Origin of the sequence: Paenibacillus xylaniclasticus, from assembly GCF_004001065.1 — a bacterium.
Lineage (GTDB): Bacteria > Bacillota > Bacilli > Paenibacillales > Paenibacillaceae > Paenibacillus_T > Paenibacillus_T xylaniclasticus.
Genome location: NZ_BIML01000005.1, coordinates 274,884 through 301,457, shown reverse-complemented (window position 1 = coordinate 301,457; position 26,574 = coordinate 274,884). Strand labels below are relative to the sequence as shown.

Genomic DNA, 26,574 nt, shown 5'->3' with positions numbered 1-26,574 from the left:
AAGCTGCATCCAGAGCTTTCGGTTCTCGGATGCAGCTTTCTTCCCTATATGCGTCTATTTTTAGAAGTTAAAATTGTCCGGATCTGGGCCGACGCGCTCGTTGCGGTTCAGGCCGTTCAGCAGCGCCATGTCTTCAGCCGACAGCTCGAAGTCGAAGACGGAGCCGTTCTCGGCGATCCGATGGTCTTTGACCGACTTCGGAATCGTCACGACCTCATTCTGCAGATCCCAGCGCAAAATAATTTGGGCAACCGATTTGCCATACTTCTCCGCCAGCATCACGATCGTCGGCTCGTCCAGCAGATTGCCCTGCTTGAGCGGAGACCAGGCTTCGAGCTGAATGCCGTTGGCACGGCAGAATGCATGAAGCTCTGGCTGCGTCAGATGCGGATGGTACTCGACTTGGTCGACCATCGGCTTTATCTCGGCATCGGCCAGTAGATCCTCCAGGTGATGCACGTGGAAGTTGCTGACGCCGATTGCGCGGACGCGGCCCTGCTTATACAGCGTCTCCAGCGCGCGCCAAGCGTCTTTATATTTGCCTTTAACCGGCCAGTGAATGAGGTACAGATCCAAATATTCAAGACCGAGCTTCTCCAGGGTAGCGTCGAATGCAGCGAGTGTGGACTCGTAGCCGAGCTCGGAGTTCCACACCTTCGATGTAATGAACAGCTCAGAGCGGCTCAGGCCGGTTTCGGCTAATGCTTCGCGGACGCCTTGGCCGACGCCTCGCTCGTTGCCGTAGATCGCTGCCGTATCAATGCTGCGGTAACCGAAGCGGATCGCGGATTTGACCGTTTCGACGACCGATTCGCCCTCAGCAACCTGGAATACGCCGAGGCCAAGCCAAGGCATCGTGACGCCATTGTGGAGAGTCGTGACAGATTGCAGGTTAAGAGTCATATTGAGTGTTCCTCCTATTCTAAGCTTATTGAGCATAAGCGTAATAAAGGCCTGTCAAGCTGAACAACTGCAAAGAGTGCCTTCAATACTAAAAATATTGTAACTTATAGTGGTTGCCTTTTGCCAGTTGTCCGGTTGGTCTATAAAAATGCTATGATGATAGCATCAGAAGCTATTTCAAATCGACGGTGAAGCGTTGTGACGACTGCTCGGCCTTCATGGGACAGCCGACGTTATGTGCGAGGCACAATTGGGCGGCATAATAGGTCGTCATAATGAACGCGCGGGAATAGGCGATCTCTTCGATAAACATGTTCCAGGAGAGGATTGAATCCGATGCCATAAACAGCAGGCTGCCGATAATCGCCCAGCGGTGTCCAGTCATAACAGCGGACCAAGTCATAAGCGCGATGACGGTAATATAGGCGATGACAGGTATGATGAGATTCGTTTTGCCTTGCTCGTTAAGCGCTTGTACGAGCTGCGCTGCCATATAGATCGAATACAGCGCAATGGGAATAATGGCGGCGAACCGAACGGCGGAATATCGCCATTGCTGGAAGAAGCCTGTCATGTAGCAGAGATGGCCGATGAGAAAGGCCGATAAGCCCACGACGAACCATTCGATCGTTGCGTCCCCAATCATGCAGAAGCTCAGACCGATGATGGCCGCCCAGTGAAAGCGTTGACGATTCTTCGGAAGTCGGGACCATGCGTACACGATGATAAGCGCCATCGGAATGACTTTGAACAACAGCTTGACTGCAAGCGGGTCATCGGGAATAACCGTGATATAGAGGATGCTCATAGCGACAATGAGCAGAGGTAGACCGAACGTCCTCAATGGATAACGCCCCTTCATTTATGGAATGAATTCCCGCATATTGTAGCATGAAACATGACGCACAGCACACCATTCCCAATTACACAAGGAAGGCTGGAGATTGCCACATGGATAACGTTCAAGCGGCAGCATTAATTGAACGACAACGAGCGTTCTTCGCTGCGGAACGGACCAAGCCAATTCACGAGCGGCGTAAGCGGCTGCTGGCGCTTCGCGAGGCGATGAAGCGGCACGAGCCGACACTGCTTGCCGCCGTGAAGCGAGATTTGAACAAGTCCGAGTTCGAAGCGTTCACGACAGAAATCGGACTTGTGTACAAGGAAATTACCCATACCTTGAAGCGGCTTAACCGCTGGGTGAAGCCGAAGCGGGTACGTACGCCGCTGACTCATTTCGGAAGCCGCAGCTACGTCGTGCCGGAGCCATACGGCGTAGCGCTCATCATCGCGCCGTGGAACTATCCGCTCCAGCTGGCGCTTCTGCCGCTGGTCGGTGCGGTCGCGGCCGGCAATACGGTTGTGTTGAAGCCGTCAGAGCTAGCGCCGCACGTAGCGGATGCACTTGCTGCTGTTGTGGGGGAGGCGTTCGAGCCGGAATGGGCAGCCGCTGTCCTTGGCGGCGTAGAAACTAGTACCGCGCTGCTCGTTCAGAAGACGGATTATATCTTTTTCACCGGGAGCACAGCTGTCGGACGAATTGTTATGGAGGCGGCGGCCAAGCATCTGACGCCCGTCACGCTGGAGCTGGGAGGCAAGAGCCCTTGTATCGTGCATCACGACGCCGATTTGAAGCTCGCTGCGCGCCGCATCGCCTTCGGGAAGTTTACGAATGCCGGGCAGACTTGCGTGGCGCCGGATTACGTATATGTACAGCGTGAAGTAAAGGAGATGTTCATCGCTTATTTGGGGGAAGCGGTGAAGGAACTGTACGGGGAGGAGCCTTTAGGCAATCCTCATTACACGCACATTATTAGTGATCGGCATTTCGAGCGGCTTACTGCTTTTATAGAGGGAGGTGGTACTGTTCGGATCGGCGGTCAGTCCGATGCTTCGCAGCGGGCGATTGAGCCGACGGTGCTGGACGGGGTCGATTGGAGCTCACCCGTGATGCAGGAGGAGATTTTCGGACCGGTGCTGCCGGTGTTAACCTATGATGCTGTAGAGGAAGTGTTCGAGGCAGTGCTGGCGCGACCGAAGCCGCTGGCGCTGTACTTGTTCAGCGGGAGCCGCAAGCTTCAGCGCCGCATCGTCGACCGGCTGTCATTCGGCGGCGGATGCATCAACGATACTTTGATGCATTTTGCTTCGCCATTTCTTCCTATCGGCGGCGTCGGTGATAGCGGGATCGGAAGATATCATGGCGAGAGTACGTTCGATACATTCTCACACCACAAGAGTGTGCTTCGCCAGACGACAAGGTTTGATATTCCGCTGCGTTATCCATCCGCTGCGGCATTCGGGTTGAAGGTGATTCGAAGGGTAATGAGGTGAGTGCAGCCTCATCCGCGCAAGAACAAGGGCAGAATCGTAAAGCTGCTGCGGCTTTACGATTCTGCCCTTTCTTTCGAGCTCTTAGTCGTTAGTCACGCCTTCATCACACGTTCTTTCCCTTCTGCTGCCTCTTCTCCAGTGCCTGGAAGGTAATTCGAAGCAGCGGCGGAACGGCGAAATATATGAACCACGTACGGAAAATCTGATACACCGTCACGATCGAAATATCGGCGTTAATCTCGTTGGCGATAAGGCCCATCTGATCCATTCCCCCCGGCGCCAAGCTAAGGAAGGAAGTAGCGGATGACATGTCGTGCAGCTTCGTTAATAACATGCTCAAACCGAAGGCGCCGGCAATGAGCGTCATGCCGCTGAGCAGTGCAAGCGTCATGACGCGCCTTTTATTCTGTATCTGTTCTGGCTTCAGCAGTAGGCCGACGTAGGTGCCGATCAAATACTGCGCCGCGTCCAGTACTTCCATCGGCAGCGCAGGGCTGTTTACACCGGACAAATGGAGGATTGCAGTCGAAGTCATAGGTCCGAGCAGGAAAGCAGACGGGAACCGAATCTTATCGGCCAGCAAAGCGGCGGCTGTGCAGATGATTGCGAACAGCAGGATGCTCCCATCGAGCTCGCTCCATCCGGCCGAGATTCCGCTAACGGCATCCGACGCGGCAGAGGCTGGACGATCAGCACCAAGCAATGGGCTGAACACAATAGCGGGCACGCAGAAAATAATCATTAAGAGCCGCGATACCTGTAGGAACGTGACGATGGTCAGATCGATCCCTTTGGTTTCCTCGGCCAGCACGACCATCTGGGTGAGACCACCGGGGATGCTGCCCATGAGTACGGTAGGAAACGAGAGACCGGATAGCTTGGCAATTATACTGGCGATGAGAACGCACAGCAGCAGTAACAGGAGCGTCGCCATCACCATGGTCGGCAGCTGATGACCCATTTGGTACAGCGTCTCAGTCGTAAAGGAGAGGCCTACCGAATAGCCGAGTACGATAAGCGCCGCATCCCGCAGCTGTTTCGGCCAGGAGGGCTGAATCGTCCTCACTAGACGGGGACCAATCAAGACGAGAGTCATCGGACCGAGCAGCCAAGGGAGCGGGATATGCAGCAGCTCGAAGATGATTCCTCCAAGCAAAGAAAGAAGAGAAGTGAACAGGATGCGTACGACCGGATGCGAATATATGCTGGGTAAGTTCATGATGGCAAGGCGTTCATAAGCTAGGCTTGTCCGGCAAGCTCAGCAATCCGCTCGTTCACATCCTCGTGGCTGTATTGACCGCCGTGATAACAGATGACGGTTTGAATCGGGTACTCTGCAAGCTTGCGCAGCGATTGAAGCGCCTGCGACATATTCGGTGTGAATGGCGGGTTCGGTCCGCTTAGCTCACCGTCCTTCACGATCATGGCATCACCGGCAATTAGCGTCTGGCTAGCCTCGTGGTATAGGCTAATATGGCCTGGCGTATGGCCCGGAGTATGAATCACCTTCAAGCCGCCGCCGAACGGTAGTATCTGGCCATCTTCAACTATATTGGTAACGTTGGCCCTATTACCGGAGAAAATGTCCTGGAACGTCTGACGTTCTGATTCGGTCATCGCCTGCAGTATACCTTTCATGCGCTCCGGAGTCACTTTAAGCAGCGGCTCCTTGCCGTCGATAGCATTTCGGTCACCTTCATGTGCGTATACGTCAAGCCGAGCGGGTTTCGCTTGCGACAACCATTGAGGCAGGCTGCCGATATGATCGATATCCTGATGGGTTAAAATAATGGCCCGCAGCTTATCCGGATTAAGCCCTGCATGTGAAATAAGGTTGAGCGCGCTGTCACGGCAGCCTGGCAATCCGGTGTCGATCAGCACATAGCCCTCTTCGTCATAGACAACGGTTGGATGAATGAGCATGCCGCTGTCAGGCACGGTCAATTCGAGCATTTCAACGCCTGTTGCTACTCTCATCATTAAGCGCCAAAGCTTGCGCAGAAGCTTCAGCCCACCTCCCAGGAAATGTATTGTAATCCTATGAGCTTACTATATGCTTGTAGGTGGTCAAAGTCAATTGAGAGAGAAGCCGAGGAACAACCAAATCGTGCGGTGAGCCTATTAAGGAGCTGGTAAAAATTCCAAAAGCTGATTATGCTGAGCAGAGGAATTTTGGTGATGGGCATACAACCTGTTAGGCGCCGTTAGGATGAAGGATATGAACGTTTGTTATCGCAGAAAATAGAGTGAAGGAGCAGCGCTTGAGAGAGCAGACATGTACTCTATTTATATATATCTTTAGGTCAAAAGTCCCAATTAAATTTAGGCACAAAGTCTCGTCTTGCACATAATTAATTGCTCTATAATAGAAATTAAATGATTTCGACAAATAATGCATAAATTTGACATATCAAACTGAAAAGGTGATGAGCAGGCCGTGATTCCTCCTTTCTTCCGAAAGAAAGATTCGCCCGACAAGCAGTCGGAAGCTAATGTGAATAATGCAGTTGTCCAACAGGAGCCTCCAGCTGATCAAGCTGAGAATTTACGCGATGCAGTCGCTGAATTGCAAGAAGAGGAAGCGCAGCAGCAGTCGATTCTGGCGTCGGTCAACAAATCACATTTGGATAAGCGTTCGCTTGATCTTATCTTTGCAGTTGAGCAGATCATTCAAGCTAGACAGCATGCCGAGCGCAGCATTCATGAGCTGCAGGATCGGTTGACACATTCGAATGGCCATGTGGAACGACTGAACAAAGAAGTGAAGACGCTTAACAAAGTAATTAGTGATAGAGAAAAAAATATACTCGAATTAGAGCACAAACTAACCGATAAAAATCTTAAAGTCGATCAAGCGATGGAAGATTACCGTGAGCTGCAAAGTGCAATGACGTCCGAGATCGAAGAATTGAAGAGCACGATTGATCTGGAGCAGCAGAAGTATGCAAGCCTGCTGCAGAAGCATAACGAGGCATTAGCAGAGAAAGTGAAACTGATCAATGACTTTGAGGATCGGATTGGACGGCTTGAGGTGGAGAATTCCCATCTGAAGCAGAAGTATGAGGCGATGAGACAAGAGAAGACGTATCTTGCCAACATGATCAGCGACTTTACGAACCGGATGTCGGCGCCGCTCGGACAGAACAAGAACAACAGCTAGGAATAGACATCATTGCATCCTTGAATACAATCGACGACCGCACATGAACAGACGGGGAAAGACGAGGACGATATGAAAACTGAAGCCATTCAGATAATAGAGCTGTTATCGCTCAAGCAGCTGTCTGCCCGTTGTCAGATGGAAATCGCCATTACTTATACTGATGGAACTGTAAACTATGATGCAATCGATATCGACCACTACACGTATAACCAATTGTCTACATTATTAATTGGACCACAATCTCGAATTCGATTGTCACTGTATCCGAAATGGGACCCTTATCAGAAGGGATACTACAGCACGATTATCCGAACAACGGGCACGTTCAGCGAGAAGTTGTACTACGGTTGTACAGAAGCTTTTGTTCAACAGCTTAAGCAGCTGAAGCAGCGGCCACAGGATGCGCCGGCGGTCGTTGAGGAGAATGTACAGCCAGCGCATATTGATACAGAAGAGGCGGCCAAGACAGCCTCTGCTGCGAAGAAGCCGGCGCTTGAACGTAAGCCGGCACGCGCCATCTATTTCGCATCGCGTTGGAAGCAGCACATACCATTGAGAAAGGTTGCGACGCTCAGTGCGGTATTGATTCTGCTCATGCTGTGCCGGGTTGATGTACTGCTGTTTATTGATAGGGCCGATGCTGTCGGACAACGAGCGGCCGACTTCGATCAGGCGTCAATCGAATCGATGAGTATCGCCGTAGCTATGGGCAATCAGTCGCGGTCAGCTGAAGAGAAGCAGCTGTTGCCGTCGAATCCGCGGCCGGATAAGCAAGATGTGACTAGCAGGCAAGAAGAGCCTGTGAAGACGCAGGAGCGGCCTCACACGAATGCCGTGACGGTCACGGTCGAGCCACCGGTCAAGGATGATACAGAAGGAGGCTTTGAACTGTTCAACGCCTCTTCGGACAAGTATACGTACAAGCTGCCTAAAGGCTATGTTGCACTGACGTTTGATGATGGTCCTTCCGTTTATACGAAGCAAATTGTTGATGCTTTGGATGAACATGGATTAGCGGGAACGTTCTTCTTCGTTGGCAAGAATGCCGCCAAATTCGAAGAAGAGGTCAAATATGCTGCTGATCATGGTATGTCAGTTGGCAATCATTCCTGGGATCACAGCCAATTGACGGAGTTGAGTGGCGATGCGGGGATCGACAATATTTTGAAGACGAATCAAGAGTTGCTCCGCGACGGCGCGAAGCAAGTAACGCTGTTCCGTCCGCCTTACGGTTCGCTTAACGATGAACTGGAGGAGCAGGTAGGGAAACAGAATATGAAGGTCATTATGTGGAATCGGGACCCAGAGGATTGGGATGCGGACACGAGAGATGAAGTGATTGACTACTTCAAGCAAATCGAGCCATCCGGCGGGATTTTCGTTCTGCATGAGAAGAAGCATACGGTAGAGGCGCTTCCTGCAATTATTCAATACTTACAAGAGCAAGATTTGAAGTTCGTTATCTTCCAATAAAGCTAATGTTAACCGTCGCATTCGTGCGACGGTTTTGTCGTATTTGGCATACGATAAAACACCGCCAGTGACAGCGTCACTGGCGGTGTTGTTCGATTCATGCATGTATTAATGATTAACGAGAGAGAACAATCCGTGAATGTGCGACAGATAACGAATGTTGCTGGCTTCTTTCATCATCGACGCCGGGAAGCCTTTCAGCTGTGTACCGTTGCCGCCGATTTGGCCTACGCCGTCTTTGCGTCCGAGGCTTGCAAGCGTACCGGAGAATACCGGATTGAACTTGTCCATCGCGCCGCCTTTGATATAGGCAGACAGGTTGTAACCAACCAGTTCGCCCATTTGCCAAGCGAGCTGTGCTGTTGGCGGGTAAGGACGGTCGCCGCCTTCTGGGAATACGACTGCGCAGTCGCCTGCGAGGAATACGTCAGGGTGCGAAGTCGATTGCAGGGTTGGCGTAACCGTCGACCGGCCGCGATCTTCTGCTAAGCCGCAGCTGCCTACGATCGGATTGCCTTTAACGCCGCCCGTCCAGATGATCGTGTTCGCTTCGATCTTACGGCCGTCTTTGAGCGATACGGTGTTAGCCGTTGCTTCCGTAATGGCAACGCCTGTTACGAATTGGATGCCGCGCTTCGTCAAGCTTTCAACCGAACGCTCGATAAGCGGCTTCGGCAGCATTGGCAGAATGTTCGGACCTGCTTCTACGCAGTAGATGTTAAGATCGTTATAATCAATGCCTTTGGCACGGCAAATTTCTGGCAGCTTGTCGGCGAATTCACCTACAAGCTCGACGCCGGTCAGACCGCCGCCGCCCACAACGATTGTTGCGTCCGCTTTGTTGCCGGATTTTTTGTACGCATTGAGGCGATCCTCAACGTGCTTGCGAATTTTGTTCGCATCATCGACCGATTTCAGCACGAGGCTGTTTTCTTCGAGTCCAGGGATGCCGAAGTAGTTCGTTTCGCTGCCGAGGGCAACAACCAGCAAATCGTATTTGTGAACGGCACCGTTCTCCAGTACAACTTGCTTCTCGTTAGGCTTAATGTCTTTGACCCCGCCAACTACAAGATCAATGTCTTTGCCGCCCAGCAGCTTATTCAGTGGAAGCGCTACGGCTCCTTCACCAATCGTGCCGCCGGCCAGACGGTGCAGCTCGGTAATGATTTGGTGCGTCGGATAGCGGTTCACAACCGTAATGCTGGCTTCCGCAGGCGTCAGATGCTTGCGTGCCGTAATAGCTGCGAGAACGCCGCCGTAACCGGCGCCAAGAATCAAAATTTGTTTCGGCATGTCCATCCTCCATTCTTATTCACGGTGCATATATGCCCTGTTATTGTTGCTTCCGTTCAGCCAGTACGTTCAGAAACGCTTGCGCGAAACGAAGCGTTCTTTGCACTTCTGGATCTTTCAGCATCTTGAGAATGCCGAACAGACCGATCGTCGTCGAAGCTTCCGCTTGAGCGCGTTCGCTTGCCTCCATCGCAGCCGAAGCGATGCCTTTCGCCGTATCCGCAACCGGCTTAACGAATTCACCGATACCTGCTGCGAAGTCGTTGATCAGCACCTTATCGGTAGCAAGGCCGTAAGCGAAGTCGTACGCTTTGGTCAGCGTCGTCACCATTTCGGCCAGTTTGGGCAGATTATCCACCAATACAGTCAGGGATTGCTGAATTTCCGGCTTCGTCAATTGATCAAGCACGTCTAACGATGTGGCTTCTTGAGCGAGGCCAGCTGCCACTTCTTGTTGCACGTTTTGTGACATTAAGAACGTCCTCCTTTTCGTTGAAGTAACCTAGGTTTGTGGTCTCGATTGTGCCCATCACTAATGCAAAACTTACGCTACACAAGATTGTAACATTTTTCACAAAAGAAATCACGACAACGACGTTATTCTCAGGTGACACGGTAGAAGCTTTAGTGACACAGAGCGAATCGGGTTCGGACCTGTCTGGACCTATTGATTCTATTTTACACCTTTTTGGGCTGAAATAAAAAAAGTTTTTAACTTTTTTCGCTTATAAAAAGCAATTTCTTTAATTTTCGGGCATGAAATTGTTGGAAACGCTCACAATATAACGGGTGTTTCCGTATGCACAACCAATTTAAATGGCAAGGAGTTTTGAATCCGTAATAGCTAAGAGAAAGCTAGACCGCAGCTAGTGCATTCATTTTTCCGTTAGTGTGGGTGCTGCCTGGCCTTGAAACGTTGACAGCATCGGATATGATGGAAGTAGCTAATACGGTGCAGGGGGAAAGGGAATGCAGCCGTTCACTCGAAAAGCTATTGAGATTATACAAGGAATACCAGCAGGCTCCGTTATGACATACGGGCAAATTGCAGCTTTGGCCGGAAATCCAAGAGGAGCGCGCCAAGTTGTTCGGCTGCTTCACTCGCTGAGTAAGAATTATCAGCTGCCGTGGCATCGGATCATTAATGCGAAGGGAGAGATCGGGATTCCCGATGAGGAAGGGCGCAGCACGCAGTTGTACCTGCTGCAGCAGGAAGGCGTAGAGGTTAGCTTACATGGGCGCATTGATCTGAATAAGTATCGATTCTGTCCGGATGGACGGGAAGCGGATACCTATTAACCGGGTGCACAAGGGGTTTTATCCATAACCATAAAAATAAGGCGTATTGCGCGATCTGCGCCGCTATGCTATGTTTAGCGAATTATAGGGGGAGGTTAGCACAATGCACCAATTCATTGAGCAGAGGGACGGGGTCGTGCCATCCGTATGTTCCCTCGACTGTCCCGATCAATGCGGGCTGTTGATCCATAAGAAGGACGGCAAAATCGTTAAAATAGAAGGCGATCCGAATCACCCGGTTACGCAAGGCAACATCTGCAATAAGGTGCGTCATATGGCTGAACGGCTGTATGATCCGAAGCGGCTGAAGCAGCCGCTGAAGCGAATTGGCGTCAAGGGTGAAGGGAAGTTCGAGCCTATCAGCTGGGAGGAAGCGATCGATACGATTACGGGGAAATGGAAGTCGCTAATCGCTGAATATGGCCCAGAGAGTATACTGCCTTACAGCTTCTATGGAAATATGGGTCTATTGAACGCGGAAGGGATGGACCGGCGGTTCTTTAACCGTCTCGGTGCGAGCATACTGGATCAAACGATTTGCTCGGCTGCTGGCAGCGCCGGATACTCCTATACGATGGGCGGAGGCTACGGCACGGACCCAGAGGACACGGTACATACGAAGCTGTTCATCATGTGGGGCATTAATGCGGTCAGCACGAACATGCATCAAGTTGTGTTTGCAGAGAAAGCGCGTAAGAATGGGGCAAAGATCGTCGTTATTGATGTTCATCAGAACCAGACTGGTCGTTGGGCGGACTGGTTTATCCCGATCAAGCCAGGCACGGACAGCGCGCTGGCGCTCGGGCTGATGCATGTTTTATTCGCTGAAGGCCGGACGGATGAAGCGTTCCTGCAGCAGTATACGGTCGGTCACGAGCAGCTGCGGGAGCATGTCCGCTCTTATGATCCGGATACCGTATCAGCTATTACAGGCGTGCCAGCAGAAGATATTATTAAGCTGGCGAGAATGTATGCAGACATTACGCCGGCCTTCATCCGCATCGGCAACGGGCTGCAGCATCATGATAATGGCGGAATGAACGTTCGGACGATCGTGTGCCTGCCAGCGCTGACGGGTCAATGGCTTGTGCGAGGCGGCGGAGCGATTAAAGGCAACGGCGGCTTCTTGGAGCATAATTTCAGCGCGCTGCAGCGGCCGGATGCTCGTCCGAATCCAGACGCCCGCATTATCAACATGAATCAGATCGGAGCTGCGCTGCTGGAGCTCGATCCGCCGATCCGTTCAATGCACGTCTACAGCTGCAACCCGGCGCTTGTCGCGCCAGAGGGTAACAAGGTGAGAAGGGGACTGGCGCGAGACGACCTATTCTTGGTTGTGCACGATTTGTTCCTGACGGAGACGGCTATGTACGCCGATATCGTGCTGCCGGCTACTTCGTCTTATGAGAACACGGACTTTTTCGCCTCATACTGGCATCATTATATTCAGCTGCACCAGCCGGTCATTGAACCGTATGGAGAGAGTAAGTCGAACGTTGACGTCTTCCGCCTTCTCGCGCGCGGCATGGGATTCGAGGACGAGATGTTCCGCGATTCGGAGGCGGATATGATTCGTCAGGCGCTGAACAATCCGGATAATTCGTATATTGCGAACATCGATTACGAAAGCTTGGAACGCGAGCTGTATATCAAGGCTGACGTCGCATCTTCATTCATCGAGAATTTGCCGACGCCTAGCGGCAAGATTGAGCTCTATTCCGCAAGGATGGAGGAGGACGGATATCCGCCGCTGCCGACCTATACGCCGCTCGTCGACGAGGGCGAGGAGTATCCTTATCTGTTCGTCCCGGCGCCGAACCATAATTTCCTGAACACAACGTTCTCTAACAATGAGAAGCATGTTCGGATGGAGAAAGTCCCGCGGCTGCATATCAATGCGGAGGATGCGGAAGCGGCAGGCATTGAGAATGGCGCCCCTGTACGCATTTGGAACGAGCGCGGCGAATGCGTGCTGACTGCAGCAGTTGGTCAGACTGTGCTGCGCGGCGTGCTCGTAAGCCAAGGGCTGTGGGCAGACATGCCAGGCTCGAAGCAGCATGTCAATTCGCTGACGCCGGACCGATTGGCTGATATGGGCGGCGGCGCTGTCTTTTTCTCCGGCAAAGTTAATATGGCGCCTGTGAAGTAGGGCACTAAAGATTGGGTGGAAAACAACAAGCTTGTTTTCTGCCTAATCTTTTTTTGTTTCCGTTGAGCCTTTTTCGAGCCGTAATGAGGGGAAGGAAATTGCTGCACGCAATGCAGTAATTGAGCCAAATGCGGAGGATGAAACGATAATTTTTGCGCGTAATGCAGAAAAATTGGGTAAGAAGCTCGTTTCGGGCTGTAACGAGGATAAAATGTTGCACTCGATGCAGTAACTTAGGCACATGCGGAAGATGAATCAAGAAATGCTGCACAAAATGCAGAGATGTCGAGAAAGAAGCTTGCTTCGATAAATGATCGAACCTGGCAACGAAGCCGGACAGCACCATCGTGTGTAGTGTTGGAAGCGAAGCTCTTAATATAACGAAGGAAGAGCTTGCACATATTGCGCAGGAAATAATTAGAGCGTCAAAGCAGTGAAGCATTCCAATGGCAGCTAGGGTATGGGCTGGGGCTGATTGGCGTAGGCGACTTTCTAGCTGGCGGGATAGGGGATTTGTCTTGGCATACAGCCTTCGGGATTGAGACCGATACGGCAGCGCTCCTAAGTCCGCCGCATTTGACGCTCTTGATTGGCGGAGTTCTGATACCGTCCAGTCCGTTCCGTGCTGTATGGAACGATTCACCGGAATCGCCCAGCTGGTGAACGTTCGCGAAACCGCTTCTGTCCGTTGTGCTCGTGATAGGGGTGATCAGCTTTTTTTTTCAAAAAAATCGGGCAGGAGCAGAAGGGTGAAACATTCCACGTATTCCTTACGTTTGGTAGTTAGCAACACAACTACTGTTATAACGACAAGGAGAATGCATGATGAAGAAGAAGCTGTTATCAACCGTTCTGGCTATGGTGATTACCATTCCGATGGCGAGCAATGCGCTTGCGGCAGGCTCTTTCAACGATATTGGTACAAGCTCGGCGCAAATACAGATCGAGACGCTGCAGTCGCGCGGCATTGTACAAGGCGTCACGAACGAGCAGTTCCGTCCGTCCGATTCGCTGACCGCTGCGCAGGGCATCACCTTAATTGTACGGAGTATGCAGCTTAGCTTGGCGGCAATTGATTTCATGGAGGCTCCGACGGCGGAAGACTATTATAAGAACGTGAGCAGCTCTGCGTGGTATGCGGATGATTTGGTCATTGCGAAGGTGAACGGCCTCGACATCCCGGAGGATATTGATCCGAAGCAGCCGCTGAAGCGAGAGCAATTCGTTCATTGGCTCGTGCAGGGCCTAGAGAAAACCGGACAATATCCGCTGATCAAAATGTACATTAACATCGCTGACGAAACAGATTTGACAGCAGAGTATCAAGGCACGGTTCAACGCGCATTGCTGTATAAGCTGACGGCATTGGATGCAGAAGGGCGCTTCAACCCGCAGGCTGTTGTCAATCGCGAGGAGGCGGCCGTAATGGTATACAATGCGGTCGAATTTGTAAGGGCGCATCAGGAACAAGAGCAAGAGTCGGCGGCTGGTGGCAGTGAGCCAGTGACGGACGCAGAGCAGCCAGCGGTGGAGTAAGGAGTAGAATAAGACAAACCAAAGACCAGTAGAGGACACGTACGATTGACAAGTCTCTCTAATAGAGGTCTTTGGTTTTTCGTGCACCATGTTCATACTTCCAGAACAAAACGTGGACACTGTAGAGATGAAGCGAGCAAAAATAGAGAATAGCGAGAAGGAGAGAAGTACAAGGTGAAGGTTCGTACAGGGGCAGCGGCTCTGCTGCTAGTATTGGCGGTAATGATCGGGTTTACGGTGAATAGCTCGCTTAGCTCTAAGGCTCGTGATTCGCTTGGAAGTGTCCAAGCTTCCGGCCAAAGCAAAGTGGCAGCAACGGATGGCTTGCAGGCGGCTTTTATCCGCAGCAGCAAGCTTTGGATTCAAAGCGGCTCAGCGGAGCGTCAGTTGGCGGAAGCACCAGCGAATGGAGCGCTGCTCCGGTATCCGAAGTGGTCGCAAGACGGTCGATGGATTGCATATACGAGGGAGGAGCGAAGCGGTGCTCGTGAGCTGCATATTATCGAGGTGGAGAGCGGACGCGATCAAGCAGTTGGCCTGGCAGACGGTTATTATGAATGGTCGCCGACTGAAAGTAGACTCGCATATGTTCAGCAAGGGGAGTTAAGCTGGGTCGAGGCACAAGAACTGCATAAGCCTGTTACAACAGCAGTGAAGGAAATTAGCAACTTCTCGTGGCTGCCGGATGGCAGCGGCTTCTTCGCTTCGACACAGGCGAAGCCAAGCGGCGATGGAGACGGTGACATGATGGATTGGACGCAGGTTAAGCTGCTTCGTATTCCGCTGACGGCAGCAGACGACCCGAGCCGATTCGAGACGGTCTATACGCTACCGAAGCCTTCAGAGCAGCTGCTGGCAATTGGCACGAGCCCATTCCGATGGTCTGCGGACGGGAAGTGGATCGCCTTCCTCGCTATCCCGACCGCCTCGTTATCGGCCGATGGCAATGCCCTATGCATCATCTCATCAGACGGCCGTATATTCCGGCAGGTTGATGAGATGGTCAACAATTCCGAATGGTTCGAATGGTCCCCAGAGGGAGCCGCTCTCGCATATATTGGCGGCGCAGGTCGTATGGCGACAGCTAATAAGCAGCTTCGGACGATCGCGGACCCCTCTGCTCAGCCACAGAGCCATACGCCGCAGGGGAAAGTGGATCAAGGCTTCGTATGGGATGGACCGACGCGGATTATTGTCTCCCGCGCAGCAGAAAGCGAGTGGGACAATGATTCGACCAAACGGCCGTATCCGACTTTGTTCGCCATTGATTTGACGACAGGCGGGCAGCAGCCGTTGACGGAGGCGGCCAAGGCTTCCAATGCTAGCGCAGCATATGGCGAATATGATCCAACGATCTTGTCGAAGGGACGACTCGCATGGGTTCGTTCGAATCGTGCTTCGGCCGATGTAATGCTGGGCAGTCGGAGCGGAGATAACGCCAGCGTATGGATTCGTGAGCTCGATCTCGGCGATAACTTCTATGAGCAATGGCGCTGGGATGCGGTACTTGCCTATCATCCACAATCGTTAACCAGCTCGAAGAAGTAGCCTTCCACCGCTGAAGACGTTATAATGAAGCCAATGGTACGATCGACAGCGGATAAGAGGGAGTGGCAATAGCTTATGCAAATTGAAATTTGGTCCGATTTCGCCTGCCCGTTCTGCTATATCGGCAAACGCCGCCTGGAGGAGGCGGTCTCGTGGTTCGAGCATCGGGATCATATCGACATCCAATACCGGAGCTTCGAGCTGGACCCGAATGCAGAGAAGGATGTTCCGCATGATGTTCATGATATGCTGTCATCGAAGTACGGCATGACGCGAGACCAAGCGATCGAGATGAATCAGAACGTCGGACGTTCTGCCGCTGAGGCCGGGCTTGATTTTCAGTTCGATTCTATCGTGCTGACGAATACGTTCGATGCCCATCGGCTGTCGCACTTTGGTGCACACTATGGCAAACGGACGGAGCTGACGGAGCTGCTGCTGAAGGGTTATTTTACGGACGGAAAGCACTTAGGGGATCGGGAGACGCTGCTTAGCATCGCAGAGGAAGCAGGACTCGACCGGGCCGAAGCAGCGGAAGCGCTGGCGAGCGGACGATTCACGGATAGCGTGCGCAGCGAAGAGCAGGAAGCGGCCAAGCTGGGCGTACGCGGCGTACCATTCTATGTCATTAACCGCAAATACGCGGTATCTGGCGCACAGCCGACCGAGGTGTTCCTACGCGCGCTGGAGCAGGCGTGGCAAGACGAGAACCCGGCGAAGCTCGTAGACGTCGGCAGTGAAGCGGCCGGCGTATGCACGGACGAGGCCTGCGATATTCCATCTGATAAGTAATAATAAGGAGAAGACAAGGCGCTTTATGCGCGGCTTGTCTTTTTTTTTGTCCCTTTGAATCTGGTGGCTCATATTTCTTTCATTACTGGACAACGTACTTCTAACGAAAGCAGGAGGAGGTGGCACAGCACAGATGAGCAGAAGGAGTCGGAACCGGCTGTTAGTGCCCGAGGCAAGGCAGAGCATGAATTCATTCAAGGCTAGTGTAATGCGGCAGCAGGGCTATACGGTCGATCCGAGCCGTCCAGATGATGTGAAGTACGAGGTGGCCCAATCACTCGGCGTACCGCTTCAGGAGGGCCATAATGGGAGCCTTAAGACCGAGGATGCGGGTCGTGTAGGCGGTGCAATCGGAGGTTCAATGGTGCGTGAGATGATTCGTCTAGCCCAGCAGAAGCTGGCGCAGCAGGACGGAGAGTGAGATCGGATTACGCGGTATTTAGCACAATAGTAAAGGGTCTGCTCCAAGCCTGGAGGCAAGGAACAGACCCTTTATTGGTCTTATTTCACGAGGTGCGCCAGAACGTCGTCGATCGTTTGTGCGTTCGCAATAGAGCCGCTGTACAGCCAGCTGCTCGTTGCCGGCAGCTCATAGAGGTGGCCTGCCTTCACGGCAGGGAGGTTCTTCCACGTGCTGTCATTCAACACGCTGTCCGCCGCAGCCTGGTCGCTGTTTACGAGGAAAATGTGATCGGCATCAAGCTCGGCAAGCTTCTCAAGTGAAATTTTGTTCCAGTCCGCCGTCTGGTTGTCCGGCATTTCGGCAACAACATTTGGCTGCTTCAGGCCGAGGTCCTCGTACAGAACTTTACCGCTTGCGCTCTCTGCATCCACGATGTAGAACGTATTAGCTACGAGCCACAGCGCTGCAGCCGATTGGCCGCCTGCCGCTTGCTCCAGCTTTGCTTTCGCCTCTGCAGCCTTCGCTTCATAAGCCTCCACGGCTTTCGCCGCTTCATCTGACTTGTTCAGGAGCTCACCGATTTGCTTCAACGCTGCGCGCCAATCTTTAGCTACCGCATCGCCGAGTACGTAAGTGGGCGCTATTTTGGATAGTTGATCGTATTTATCTTTGGCGACTGAAGACTCGGACGATACGATAATCAGATCTGGGCTGAAGCTCATCACCTGCTCGACCGGCAGATCGTAGCCGATCTTGGGTATGCCTTCGAGACCGCTTGACTGCAAGTAATCCTGAATGCCGTTCGCGACCGACCACTGCGCAGCCGGCTTCACGCCGAGCGCTGTAAGGTGGTCTTCCAAGTATGATGCGATAACGCGCTGCGGGTTAGCCGGAATCGTCACTTGATGGCCCATGCTGTCGGTAACGACCTTCTCTTCTGCATTGCCCGTGTTTTCGCTGTCCTTGCTGCCGCATGCGGACAGGAACATGGCGAGGATGAGGATGCTCATCAATACGATGCTGAGTTTGTTGTGATTGTTCACTACCAATTCTTGCCTCCCGATTCTTCTCTATTATTCAAAAATTGTAAATCATCTATAGAGCTGACATGTATTAATGTCATTCATAATAATGATAATCGTTATCAAAGTCAATGGATGACGTTAGGAGCTGTTCATTGACCTGTAAATAGGCACGGAACCGGGAGGACGCACAAGCAGCTCTTGTGGACGAAGCATATGGTAGCACGGGGTGAGCTGTATGAGCAGGAGAAAATACAAGAGCGTGGCAATCTGGGGAAAGCTCAGAGTGTGCCGTTATTTGAAAGCGGATGACGAGTTGAAACCACTCGTTCCCCGAACGAGACTGCTGACGGAAGAGCACCTGCGAACCATGAGCGAGCGTTATCCAGCTCTATATATTAAACCAGATACGGGCTCGCATGGGATCGGGATTATGAAGCTGGAGCGTACGGAAGAAGGTTACAAGGTATATTCCCTAAACAATAAAAGCCAGACGGTAAAGAATTTTGCATCGTTGGACGATGCTTATGGGGAGCTGCGAAGGCGTAGCGGACGGAGGCGGATGCTGGTTCAAGAGGCGATTGTGATGGATCGGGTAGGCGGACGACCATACGACATCCGCGCGATGGTTCAGCGAAGACCAAGAGGTAAGTGGACGTGTACGGGGCACATGGTCAAGGTCGGGAAGAAGAATAAAATTGTAACCAACTATTATCAAGGCGGACGAATATGGCCGTTGAAACGGCTATGGGCAGCCAAGGAATATACGGAGGAGCAGAAGCAGGAGCTGAACAAGCAGCTGGAGACGACAGCGCTTCGCATCGCGCGCAGGCTGAGCAGCGAGAAGAAAGGAATGAGGGAGATGGGGATTGATCTTGCATACGACGAAACAGGAAAGCTGTGGGTCATTGAGGTCAATTCGAATCACCCCCAATTCCACCCGCTTAAGAAGATTGATCCGTCCGCATATAAGTGGATGATGCGATTCGCCCGGTCATATGGCCGCAGATCGGCGAAATAATAACGGAGCTGTCCGGTAAGTCTGTAACCAAGGGGATATGCCGGGCAGCTTGGATCTAGGGATTTGGCTTCGGTTTACATCGCCTCCTGTTCACGCTAATTAGAGAAAGGCTGTGCTACAATAGGGTCATGAAATAAGGAATAGGTGCGGATGGGAATGAACGAAATGAGCAGGAAGCAATCGAAAGGGTCTATTCTTGTGGATAGTATTATACAGGGCGGAGAGGTCGAGAAGCGAGAGCTGCTGTACACCGGATTGAACGGCAGCCGGGTAGAGCGGTTAATGATTGATCCGGGTAGCATGGTTGTGTGCAAAATAACGCCTGATCTCGCGCAAGCCGCCAGAGAAGCGCATATCTACGAGAACGTACTGCCATTCTTGCCGGATGTATATCCAGCGCTGCTGGATTACACCGAGACGACGAAGGAGGATGGCAGCGTCTGGGCATGGCTTCTGTACGAAGACGTCGGGACGCTTGATCATACGTTCAATGAAGCGGCGACAGCGAAGCTGATAAGCTGTATGGCAAAGTGGCACGCTGTGCCGACAGAAGGACTGAAGCTCGGCTCTGGACGTGGTCATAAGCCGAATTATGAGGAAATGGCGGCTGATCTGCTTATGGAGCTCGGCTGGAGCTGGCGCGGCACGCCAGCTGCGGAAGCTGGCGCACAGGCTTCTGAGCCGCTTATATTTGGGCTTCCAGAACATCTTGTCCTTCGAATGTATGGACAGATGAAGCAGCAGCCGCCGGTCATCGTCTACCGGCTGTGTCACGGCGATCTGCATGCCGGCAATTTCGGAACGGCGTCAGGCGGAAAGCTTTATGTGCTGGATTGGGAGCATGTGCACCGGAATAGTCCTTACTGGGACTTGTACCATGCGCTGGACATGTCGCATCCGATGTTTCCCCGGACCATCGGAGAGGATGCTTGGGAGCGGCTGCTAACCGCTTATTGGGAACAGGCCGATAAGGGGAGCGTGCCTGCAGAGCGGGAAGCGTTCATGCGAGAATATTGCTTGTTCTCAGCCGTGTTCTCGCTGTGGATGCTGCGTTTAATCGACAGCGACCTAGCCGCCAGCGACGGTCCGTGGCCAAGGGAGCTGCTTTTGCGCCAGCAGGAAGAGACGCGATGTGCCTTCTTGCGAAGTGCGAAGCGGCTGTAACACTCTTTTATTTTACATAAATTGTAATTTACTGTGGGACGATATAATCGTACGTATTGGCGGCAGGAAGCGAGGAGGAGGCTCGGATGGGCATATCGGAGTTGGTGCAGTATTGGTCGAACGAGCAGCATTTGCTGGAGCTTCTGGACCGCTATCGTTCACTGGGGCCGCTGCCGGGTGTAGCGCTAACGTTCATGAAATCGTTCGTTCCACCGCTTCCGACGCTCGTTATTGTTGGAGTGAACGCGGCTGTGTACGGTTTATGGCTTGGATTTCTATATTCTTGGCTTGGTCTCGTTGCGGGCTGCGTGGTCACATTCTTGATCATGCGGCGGATTACAGGGCATCCGCTGCTTGACAAGTATGCCCGGCGCCGCAAGGTGCAACGCGGTCTTCAGTGGATGAGACGTAACGCGTTCAGCTACGTGTTCGTGCTTAGTATATTTCCGGTCGGGCCTTTCGTAGCTGTGAATGTGGCCGCCGCGATCGCGCGGATGCGGTTCCGATTGTATCTCATCGCTGTCGGGGCAGGCAAGGCGATCATGGTGTTCGCTGTCTCACTCGTTGGCCATGATGTCAGTCGTTATTACCGCAATCCTGCGCTGCTGCTTTATATCGCGCTGTTCGTCATTCTATCGCTTGTAGTCATGAAGCGGATTGAACGGCGTTTCTTGCGCGTGGAGGACACGGAGTCGAACAACGTTATGGAGGCCGCCGCAGAGGCTAAGGTGAAATAGTCTTGCGTTCAGCTGTAGAGAGCGGCTGGCGCGGCTTTACTGTGCGGAGGGGAAGCATATGGACATAGAGAAGAAGCTGGAGCGGGTGACGGAGGTCTGTTTGCTGGCCGGCAAAATGATGATGCAAAACGGTGGCGAAACGTACCGCGTAGAGGATACGATGATGCGGATTGCAGCCGCATATGGCATGAAGGATTCGCAAAGCTTCGTCACGCCGACCGGAATATTATTCGCTTTGGATGGGAGTTCACCAACGACACGCCTCATTCGAATATCTGAGCGGTCAACCGATCTGAATAAGGTAACGCTCGTCAACGACATATCCCGGCGGATTACGAGAGGGGAGCTGACGCCCGATGAGGCGCATCGGCTGCTCAAGCAGGCCGAGGCTGCGCCGGCCGCTTATCCACCATGGCTGCAAATTGTGCTAGCCGCGCTGGCAAGCGGCTGTTTTCTGCTGATGTTCCAAGGACGGATGGCTGATTTCATTCCTGCCGTGCTGGCTGGGGGACTCGGCTTCGCCGCACTTATTTGGTTCCACAGGCTCGTCCCGATTAAGCTGTTCGCCGAGCTCGTCGCTTCTGTCGTCGTCGGCATGTTGTCGGTGCTGCTCGTGCAGGCTGGCCTTGGTCAAGAGCTGGACCGAATTATTATCGGCTCGGTCATGCCGCTTGTTCCAGGGCTGCTGCTGACGAATGCGGTCCGCGACCTGATCGCCGGCCATCTTGTATCCGGCTTATCGAAGGGAGCGGAGGCGTTCCTGACGGCGTTCGCCATCGGAACGGGTGTGGCGTTCGTCTTGTCGGTGGGAGCGGGAGTACCGATGAAAGAGCTCGCCGATCCGGAGCTGTCGTGGGCGGGACAAGCTGCGGCGAGCTTTATAGCGTCTGCCGGCTTCGGCATTCTGTTCCAAGCGCCGAGGCGTTCGCTTATCCAGTGCGGGCTGTCCGGCATGCTCGGCTGGCTCCTATATGTGCTGCTGGCGGAGGGGATGGATGCGGTTCCGGCGACGCTTGCCGCTTCGCTGCTTGTAGCCTTTGTCTCACAGTTGTTCGCCAGATTTTATCGGACGCCCGTCATCATCTTCAGCGTGGCGGGTATTATCCCGCTTGTGCCAGGCGGCGTCGCCTATGATGCGATGCGCAGCGTCGTCGAGAACCGATACGGCGAATCGCTGCCTCTTGCTGCCAAAGCGTTCATGCTGTCTGGAGCTATTGCAATCGGGCTCGTATTATCGGAGGTTCTCCATCCGCTGCTAACAAAACCAAGGCGTTAGAGTGCAGTGTCTGCCGAGGTCCATGCGATGCTATCAAATAAATACAGAGAAAACGCAGTTTCGTCCATTGACACCAATTTCTTACGGTGGTAAAGTGACAGCAGGATTTTATTTCTTTGAAGGGAGGATTACGCAATGATGAACATTCATGTTACTCACGTTGGCATTACAGTCGGAGCATTGCAGCGTAATCCATCCGATCGCAGCTAACCCGGAATCATTCTGGCTACGACGGCGCATGGTTACGCATCTGTAATCGTGCGCCTTTTTTGCACCGCTAGGCTCGAACGTATGTTCCTGTGTGAGTGGAATACGAGGCGTGCGGCCCGATAAGGGAGGTGCGCCTTCACATGTTTACGGGTGCTGTAGGTATCGGTTGGAGGGCTTAGGAAAGGACGGAATTATCTCTATGTTTACAGTATTAGGCAAGCTCGGTTGGTTTTTTAAGCAGTACCGAAAACGTTACACCATAGCTATTATTCTGCTTACATTCGTCGGCCTCTTGGAGGTCATACCACCCAAACTGCTAGGTTATACGATAGACGTCATCCAGCAGGGAGGAATCGACGCCGGGCAGTTTTATCTCATTATTGGCTCCTGGCTCGGGTTAACGGCTATATGCTACGTGTTGACCTATGTGTGGATGTATAAGCTGTTCGGAGGAGCGATTGTGCTGGAGCGTCTGCTTCGTTCTCGGCTCATGCGGCATTTTCTGCGGATGACGCCGACATTCTATGAGCGCAATCGGACGGGCGATCTGATGGCTCGCGCGACGAACGATCTCGGAGCGATCTCGACGACGGCAGGGTTCGGAATATTGACACTTGTCGACTCGACAGTGTGGATGCTGACCCTCTTGTTCATGATGGCCGTGCTGATCAGCTGGAAGCTGACGCTGGCGGCGCTGCTTCCACTTCCACTGCTTGCGCTGGCGCTTAAATATTTCGGAAGCCGGATTCACAATCGGTTCATGAAGGCGCAGGATGCATTCGGGGAGCTGAACGATCAAGTGCTGGAGTCGGTTGCCGGCATTCGCGTCGTCCGTGCGTATGTGCAGGAGGAAGCGGACCAAAGACGGTTTCAGACGAAGACGGAAGAGGTGCTGGCGCGCAATATTGAGGTAGCGCGAGTCGATGCGATGTTCGAGCCGACGAACAAAATTTTGATTGGGCTCAGTTACTTGATTGGTCTATGCTACGGTGCGTACTTAGTGTTCCACAGCGAGATTACGCTCGGCGATCTCGTTTCCTTCAACTTCTTTCTCGGAATGCTGATCTGGCCGATGTTCGCCATCGGCGAGCTGATTAACGTCATGCAGCGGGGGAATGCATCGCTTGACCGCGTGACCGAGACGCTGACTTACGAGCCGGACGTGTCGGACAGTGATTCGGTTGTGAAGGTTGGCACGCCGGACACAATCGAGTTCCGTCATGTGACGTTCCGCTACCCTTCGTCGTCAGTTGATAATCTGGTTAACGTCTCACTTAGGCTGAAGCGAGGGGAGACGCTCGGTATCGTCGGACGTACAGGCAGCGGCAAGACGACGCTTCTACGCCAGCTGCTTCGTGAGTATCCGCTGGGCGAGGGCTCGATTACGGTGTCGAATATACCGCTGGAGAGAATCGCCGTCGATGAAGTACTTAGCTGGGTCGGTTATGTGCCGCAGCAGCCCATTCTATTCTCCCGGTCGATTCGTGAGAACATTCTGTTCGGGCTGGAGCAGGCGACGGAGGATGATTTGCAGCGTGCGCTTGCGAGAGCGTCTTTCGCTAAAGACATTGCGTTCCTGCCTGACGGACTGGAGACGCTGGTTGGCGAGAAGGGCGTGGCGCTGTCCGGCGGACAGAAGCAAAGGGTCAGCATTGCAAGGGCGCTTATTGCGAATCCAGAAATTTTGATGCTGGACGATGCACTGTCTGCGGTTGACGCTCGCACGGAGGCCGAGATTATAGAGGGCATTCGAACGGAGCGCGCTGGGAAGACGACGCTTATTGCAACGCATCGGCTGTCCGCCGTGCAGCATGCGGATTGGATCATCGTGCTGGAGGACGGCCGTATAGCGGAGGAAGGCACGCATGAGCAGCTGCTTGCACTTGGCGGCTGGTACAAGGAGCAGTACGAACGGCAGCAGCTGGAGGCGCTGACGGAAGCATAATGCGGCGTCACGAACTTTATTTTGGATAAGGGACCTTGAAGCCCGTCAGTTGCGAACTAGCGGAAGCTATTAGAGCTGAGATGGCTAAACGATAAAGGAATCACGTTCCGGCCGATGAGACGGCTCGGATTTACTAAGGATACGAAACGAAGGTGTTTACTTTGACTTCAACCTTGACGAATTTGGAGCAGCCGGGGAGCAACGGATCGAGGCCCAAGACGGCCAAACGGCTGTTCCAGTATGCGATGCTGTATAAGCGCCCGATCATTATAGCGCTCATTCTGCTCGCATTGGCCGTCTGTGCGGAGCTGATTGGACCGCTCATCGCGCAGCGGATGATTGACCAGAACATTCTAAGCATTGAGAAGCAATGGCAGGAGGTGCCGGCCGGCACGAGCGGAGCAGCGTCCTATAACGGCAAAAGCTATAAGCGCGAGGACCGACTGACGGAAGATGAAATGGGCGGTGCTGCTGCACGCGTGCTGCAGGTAGGCCGGGACTATTACTTTATAGCTGGTGATGTGGAATCAATTGAGGGGACCCGCAGCGTGGAAAATGGCCGGTTGACGATTGTTACCGCCGCCGGCGAGAAGGCGGACTATCCGGCTTCGAAGCTGACGAAGAGCGAGCTGTACCGATTCTACAAGCCAGAGCTGCCGCGGGTGCTCAAGACGGCCGGAGCGTATTTCGGCCTGCTCGTGCTCGCAGCCGGCTTCACGTACGGTCAGCGGCTGCTGCTGCTTACGGCGGCGAACCGGATCGTACAGAAGATGCGTGAGGATGTATTCGCTCATGTTCAGCGGCTGCCGGTGTACTATTTCGACAATTTGCCTGCAGGCAAGGTTGTCTCCCGCATCACGAACGATACAGAGGCGGTACGGGAGCTGTTCGTCGCCGTTCTCGCTAATTTTTTCTCTGGTATTGCCTATATGACGGCGATCTTCGGTGGTCTCTACCTGCTCGATCCGCGACTGGCGCTGCTTGCGCTGCCGCTTGTGCCGGTCCTGATCGCTTGGATCATGGTGTACCGGCGGTTCGCAGGTCGGATTAACGAAGCGATCCGCAGCAAGTTGAGCGATATTAATGGCATGATTAACGAGTCGATTCAAGGGATGCCAATCATTCAGGCGTTCCGCCGTCAGAGGAAGACGATGGATGAATTCGACGAGATGAACAAGGATTTGTTCACGAACGCGAACAAGCTGCTGAGCTTGAACTCGCTTACGTCGCACAACCTGGTCAACGTGCTTCGCAATGTGCTGTTCGCAACCGTGTTATGGGTATTCTGGGGCGGCGCTCTAAGCGCTTATATTACGGTCGGCGTGCTGTACGCATTCTTCGATTATATGAACCGGATGTTCCAGCCGATCGTAGGCATTGTGAACCAGCTGTCGAATCTGGAAACCGCGCGCGTTTCCGCGGGAAGGGTGTTCGCTCTGCTGGATGAGGAAGGGACGGACTTCGTTACCGGCACACAGCCGCGCACGAAGGGCGATGTAATCTTCGACGATGTATCGTTCGCTTATAAGAAAGACGAGTATGTGCTGCGGAACATTTCGTTCCATGCCCGTCAGGGCGAAACGGTCGCCCTTGTCGGCCATACCGGCTCCGGCAAGAGCTCTATTCTGAACCTGTTATTTCGGTTCTACGATGTGAAACGTGGTCAAGGTACCATCAAGGTTGACGGTGTGGACGTTCGTGACGTACCGAAGCAGCTGCTTCGCCAGCACATGGGCATCGTTCTGCAGGATCCGTTCTTGTTCACTGGTACGATAGCGTCGAATGTTAGTCTCGACAATCCGGCGATCAGTCGTGAGAGGATTGAGCAGGCGCTGAGGGATGTTGGTGCTTATGATATGTTCATGCAGCTTCCGGGTGGCATTGACGAGCCAGTCGTCGAGAAAGGTGCGACGCTGTCCGCCGGGCAGCGTCAGCTGATCTCATTCGCGCGGGCGCTCGCCTACGACCCGGCGATTCTCATATTGGACGAAGCGACGGCCAGTATCGATACGGAGACGGAGGCGATCATACAAGCGGCACTCGACGTGCTGAAGAAGGGACGCACGACGTTCGTCATTGCGCACCGGCTGTCGACGATTCGACAAGCAGATCAAATTCTCGTCCTCGACCGCGGACGCATCGTCGAGCGCGGCAGCCACGACGAGCTGATGGAGCTCGGTGGGAAGTATTACAACATGTATCAGCTGCAGCAGGGAGCAGGCGCAGTGGAGCGAACTGCCCGGATCGGTTCATAATATCGAATTGACAAAGCAAAACCCGGCCTACTCTAGTATAGAGGGCCGGGC

Annotated in this window: 23 protein-coding genes and 1 pseudogene; 17 read left to right on the top strand and 7 right to left on the bottom strand. The window is 53.2% G+C overall.

The window, feature by feature from the left end; translation table 11 throughout:
- Positions 1–60: 60 nt before the first annotated feature.
- On the bottom strand, positions 61–903 hold the full coding sequence (locus PXY01_RS08640; protein ID WP_127569324.1) for an aldo/keto reductase: 843 nt from the start codon (positions 901–903) through the stop codon (positions 61–63).
- A 172-nt stretch (positions 904–1,075) separates the two neighbouring features.
- The gene (locus PXY01_RS08635; protein WP_246027846.1) at positions 1,076–1,747 is read right to left on the bottom strand and encodes a lysoplasmalogenase; all 672 of its coding nucleotides are present in this window, start codon (positions 1,745–1,747) and stop codon (positions 1,076–1,078) included.
- 107 nt (positions 1,748–1,854) lie between these two features.
- Here PXY01_RS08635 and PXY01_RS08630 point away from each other — a divergent pair, with 107 nt between their 5' ends.
- Positions 1,855–3,237 (top strand): aldehyde dehydrogenase, encoded by a 1,383-nt coding sequence (locus PXY01_RS08630; protein ID WP_127569320.1) that lies wholly within the window; start codon positions 1,855–1,857, stop codon positions 3,235–3,237.
- A gap of 103 nt (positions 3,238–3,340) precedes the next feature.
- On the opposite strand, the gene PXY01_RS08625 is transcribed toward PXY01_RS08630, so the two are convergent.
- Positions 3,341–4,456 carry an AbrB family transcriptional regulator gene (locus PXY01_RS08625; protein ID WP_127569318.1) on the bottom strand — a complete coding sequence of 372 codons (1,116 nt, stop codon included), beginning with the start codon at positions 4,454–4,456 and terminating at the stop codon, positions 3,341–3,343.
- A 20-nt stretch (positions 4,457–4,476) separates the two neighbouring features.
- Positions 4,477–5,217 (bottom strand): MBL fold metallo-hydrolase, encoded by a 741-nt coding sequence (locus PXY01_RS08620; protein WP_246027845.1) that lies wholly within the window; start codon positions 5,215–5,217, stop codon positions 4,477–4,479.
- Positions 5,218–5,674: 457 nt separating this feature from the next.
- On the opposite strand from PXY01_RS08620, the gene PXY01_RS08615 reads away from it, so the two are divergent.
- Together PXY01_RS08615 and PXY01_RS08610 are read left to right on the top strand one after the other, a co-directional pair.
- Positions 5,675–6,397, top strand: coding sequence for a hypothetical protein (locus tag PXY01_RS08615; RefSeq protein ID WP_127569316.1), 723 nt, complete (start codon positions 5,675–5,677; stop codon positions 6,395–6,397).
- 72 nt (positions 6,398–6,469) lie between these two features.
- Positions 6,470–7,873: a polysaccharide deacetylase family protein gene (locus tag PXY01_RS08610; RefSeq protein ID WP_127569314.1), complete on the top strand. Its 1,404-nt coding sequence runs from the start codon at positions 6,470–6,472 to the stop codon at positions 7,871–7,873.
- A 108-nt stretch (positions 7,874–7,981) separates the two neighbouring features.
- Here the strand turns inward: PXY01_RS08610 and PXY01_RS08605 are convergent, their stop codons facing one another.
- Together PXY01_RS08605 and PXY01_RS08600 are read right to left on the bottom strand one after the other, a co-directional pair.
- A complete protein-coding gene (locus PXY01_RS08605; protein WP_127569312.1) occupies positions 7,982–9,166 on the bottom strand; it encodes an NAD(P)/FAD-dependent oxidoreductase in 1,185 nt (394 codons plus the stop codon).
- Between the two features lie 40 nt (positions 9,167–9,206).
- Positions 9,207–9,638: a helical membrane plugin domain-containing protein gene (locus PXY01_RS08600; RefSeq protein ID WP_127569310.1), complete on the bottom strand. Its 432-nt coding sequence runs from the start codon at positions 9,636–9,638 to the stop codon at positions 9,207–9,209.
- A gap of 497 nt (positions 9,639–10,135) precedes the next feature.
- Here PXY01_RS08600 and PXY01_RS08595 point away from each other — a divergent pair, with 497 nt between their 5' ends.
- From PXY01_RS08595 to PXY01_RS08570, 7 genes are all read left to right on the top strand, one after another.
- Positions 10,136–10,465, top strand: coding sequence for an MGMT family protein (locus tag PXY01_RS08595; protein ID WP_127569308.1), 330 nt, complete (start codon positions 10,136–10,138; stop codon positions 10,463–10,465).
- A gap of 103 nt (positions 10,466–10,568) precedes the next feature.
- Positions 10,569–12,614: a molybdopterin-containing oxidoreductase family protein gene (locus tag PXY01_RS08590; protein WP_127569306.1), complete on the top strand. Its 2,046-nt coding sequence runs from the start codon at positions 10,569–10,571 to the stop codon at positions 12,612–12,614.
- A gap of 513 nt (positions 12,615–13,127) precedes the next feature.
- A complete protein-coding gene (locus tag PXY01_RS22310) occupies positions 13,128–13,277 on the top strand; it encodes a hypothetical protein (protein ID WP_164744347.1) in 150 nt (49 codons plus the stop codon).
- Between the two features lie 159 nt (positions 13,278–13,436).
- Positions 13,437–14,150: an S-layer homology domain-containing protein gene (locus PXY01_RS08585; protein ID WP_127569304.1), complete on the top strand. Its 714-nt coding sequence runs from the start codon at positions 13,437–13,439 to the stop codon at positions 14,148–14,150.
- 174 nt (positions 14,151–14,324) lie between these two features.
- On the top strand, positions 14,325–15,698 hold the full coding sequence (locus PXY01_RS08580; protein WP_127569302.1) for a TolB family protein: 1,374 nt from the start codon (positions 14,325–14,327) through the stop codon (positions 15,696–15,698).
- Positions 15,699–15,773: 75 nt separating this feature from the next.
- The gene (locus tag PXY01_RS08575; RefSeq protein ID WP_127569300.1) at positions 15,774–16,490 is read left to right on the top strand and encodes a DsbA family oxidoreductase; all 717 of its coding nucleotides are present in this window, start codon (positions 15,774–15,776) and stop codon (positions 16,488–16,490) included.
- Positions 16,491–16,623: 133 nt separating this feature from the next.
- Complete coding sequence (locus PXY01_RS08570; RefSeq protein ID WP_127569298.1) at positions 16,624–16,911, top strand: alpha/beta-type small acid-soluble spore protein; 288 nt, start codon at positions 16,624–16,626, stop codon at positions 16,909–16,911.
- Between the two features lie 80 nt (positions 16,912–16,991).
- Here PXY01_RS08570 and PXY01_RS08565 read toward each other — a convergent pair whose 3' ends face one another.
- Entirely contained in the window at positions 16,992–17,936 is a 945-nt protein-coding gene (locus tag PXY01_RS08565; protein ID WP_246027844.1) for an ABC transporter substrate-binding protein, read from the bottom strand.
- A 241-nt stretch (positions 17,937–18,177) separates the two neighbouring features.
- Here PXY01_RS08565 and PXY01_RS08560 point away from each other — a divergent pair, with 241 nt between their 5' ends.
- From PXY01_RS08560 to PXY01_RS08535, 7 genes and pseudogenes are all read left to right on the top strand, one after another.
- The gene (locus tag PXY01_RS08560; protein WP_246027843.1) at positions 18,178–18,936 is read left to right on the top strand and encodes a YheC/YheD family protein; all 759 of its coding nucleotides are present in this window, start codon (positions 18,178–18,180) and stop codon (positions 18,934–18,936) included.
- Positions 18,937–19,092: 156 nt separating this feature from the next.
- Positions 19,093–20,100, top strand: coding sequence for a phosphotransferase (locus PXY01_RS08555; protein ID WP_164744346.1), 1,008 nt, complete (start codon positions 19,093–19,095; stop codon positions 20,098–20,100).
- Between the two features lie 86 nt (positions 20,101–20,186).
- The gene (locus PXY01_RS08550) at positions 20,187–20,837 is read left to right on the top strand and encodes a TVP38/TMEM64 family protein (RefSeq protein WP_127569292.1); all 651 of its coding nucleotides are present in this window, start codon (positions 20,187–20,189) and stop codon (positions 20,835–20,837) included.
- A 58-nt stretch (positions 20,838–20,895) separates the two neighbouring features.
- Positions 20,896–21,645 (top strand): annotated as a pseudogene (locus PXY01_RS22770) (threonine/serine exporter family protein); the annotation flags it as partial.
- Between the two features lie 15 nt (positions 21,646–21,660).
- The gene (locus tag PXY01_RS22765) at positions 21,661–22,113 is read left to right on the top strand and encodes a threonine/serine exporter family protein (RefSeq protein WP_174721820.1); all 453 of its coding nucleotides are present in this window, start codon (positions 21,661–21,663) and stop codon (positions 22,111–22,113) included.
- A 409-nt stretch (positions 22,114–22,522) separates the two neighbouring features.
- Positions 22,523–24,268 carry an ABC transporter ATP-binding protein gene (locus tag PXY01_RS08540; RefSeq protein WP_127569288.1) on the top strand — a complete coding sequence of 582 codons (1,746 nt, stop codon included), beginning with the start codon at positions 22,523–22,525 and terminating at the stop codon, positions 24,266–24,268.
- A 245-nt stretch (positions 24,269–24,513) separates the two neighbouring features.
- Positions 24,514–26,523 (top strand): ABC transporter ATP-binding protein, encoded by a 2,010-nt coding sequence (locus tag PXY01_RS08535; protein ID WP_127569537.1) that lies wholly within the window; start codon positions 24,514–24,516, stop codon positions 26,521–26,523.
- Positions 26,524–26,574 lie beyond the last annotated feature (51 nt).

Bases quoted from the DNA above. Each gene is read 5' to 3' on its own strand.
- PXY01_RS08595 (WP_127569308.1), top strand. From the start codon at position 10,136: ATGCAGCCGTTCACTCGAAAAGCTATTGAGATTATACAAGGAATACCA.
- PXY01_RS08630 (WP_127569320.1), top strand. From the start codon at position 1,855: ATGGATAACGTTCAAGCGGCAGCATTAATTGAACGACAACGAGCGTTC.
- PXY01_RS08540 (WP_127569288.1), top strand. From the start codon at position 22,523: ATGTTTACAGTATTAGGCAAGCTCGGTTGGTTTTTTAAGCAGTACCGA.
- PXY01_RS08570 (WP_127569298.1), top strand. From the start codon at position 16,624: ATGAGCAGAAGGAGTCGGAACCGGCTGTTAGTGCCCGAGGCAAGGCAG.
- PXY01_RS08535 (WP_127569537.1), top strand. From the start codon at position 24,514: ATGCTGTATAAGCGCCCGATCATTATAGCGCTCATTCTGCTCGCATTG.
- PXY01_RS08610 (WP_127569314.1), top strand. From the start codon at position 6,470: ATGAAAACTGAAGCCATTCAGATAATAGAGCTGTTATCGCTCAAGCAG.
- PXY01_RS22765 (WP_174721820.1), top strand. From the start codon at position 21,661: ATGAAAGAGCTCGCCGATCCGGAGCTGTCGTGGGCGGGACAAGCTGCG.
- PXY01_RS08625 (WP_127569318.1), bottom strand. From the start codon at position 4,456: ATGAACTTACCCAGCATATATTCGCATCCGGTCGTACGCATCCTGTTC.
- PXY01_RS08555 (WP_164744346.1), top strand. From the start codon at position 19,093: ATGAACGAAATGAGCAGGAAGCAATCGAAAGGGTCTATTCTTGTGGAT.
- PXY01_RS08550 (WP_127569292.1), top strand. From the start codon at position 20,187: ATGGGCATATCGGAGTTGGTGCAGTATTGGTCGAACGAGCAGCATTTG.
- PXY01_RS08590 (WP_127569306.1), top strand. From the start codon at position 10,569: ATGCACCAATTCATTGAGCAGAGGGACGGGGTCGTGCCATCCGTATGT.
- PXY01_RS08600 (WP_127569310.1), bottom strand. From the start codon at position 9,638: ATGTCACAAAACGTGCAACAAGAAGTGGCAGCTGGCCTCGCTCAAGAA.
- PXY01_RS08585 (WP_127569304.1), top strand. From the start codon at position 13,437: ATGATGAAGAAGAAGCTGTTATCAACCGTTCTGGCTATGGTGATTACC.
- PXY01_RS08605 (WP_127569312.1), bottom strand. From the start codon at position 9,166: ATGCCGAAACAAATTTTGATTCTTGGCGCCGGTTACGGCGGCGTTCTC.
- PXY01_RS08640 (WP_127569324.1), bottom strand. From the start codon at position 903: ATGACTCTTAACCTGCAATCTGTCACGACTCTCCACAATGGCGTCACG.
- PXY01_RS08620 (WP_246027845.1), bottom strand. From the start codon at position 5,217: ATGATGAGAGTAGCAACAGGCGTTGAAATGCTCGAATTGACCGTGCCT.
- PXY01_RS08575 (WP_127569300.1), top strand. From the start codon at position 15,774: ATGCAAATTGAAATTTGGTCCGATTTCGCCTGCCCGTTCTGCTATATC.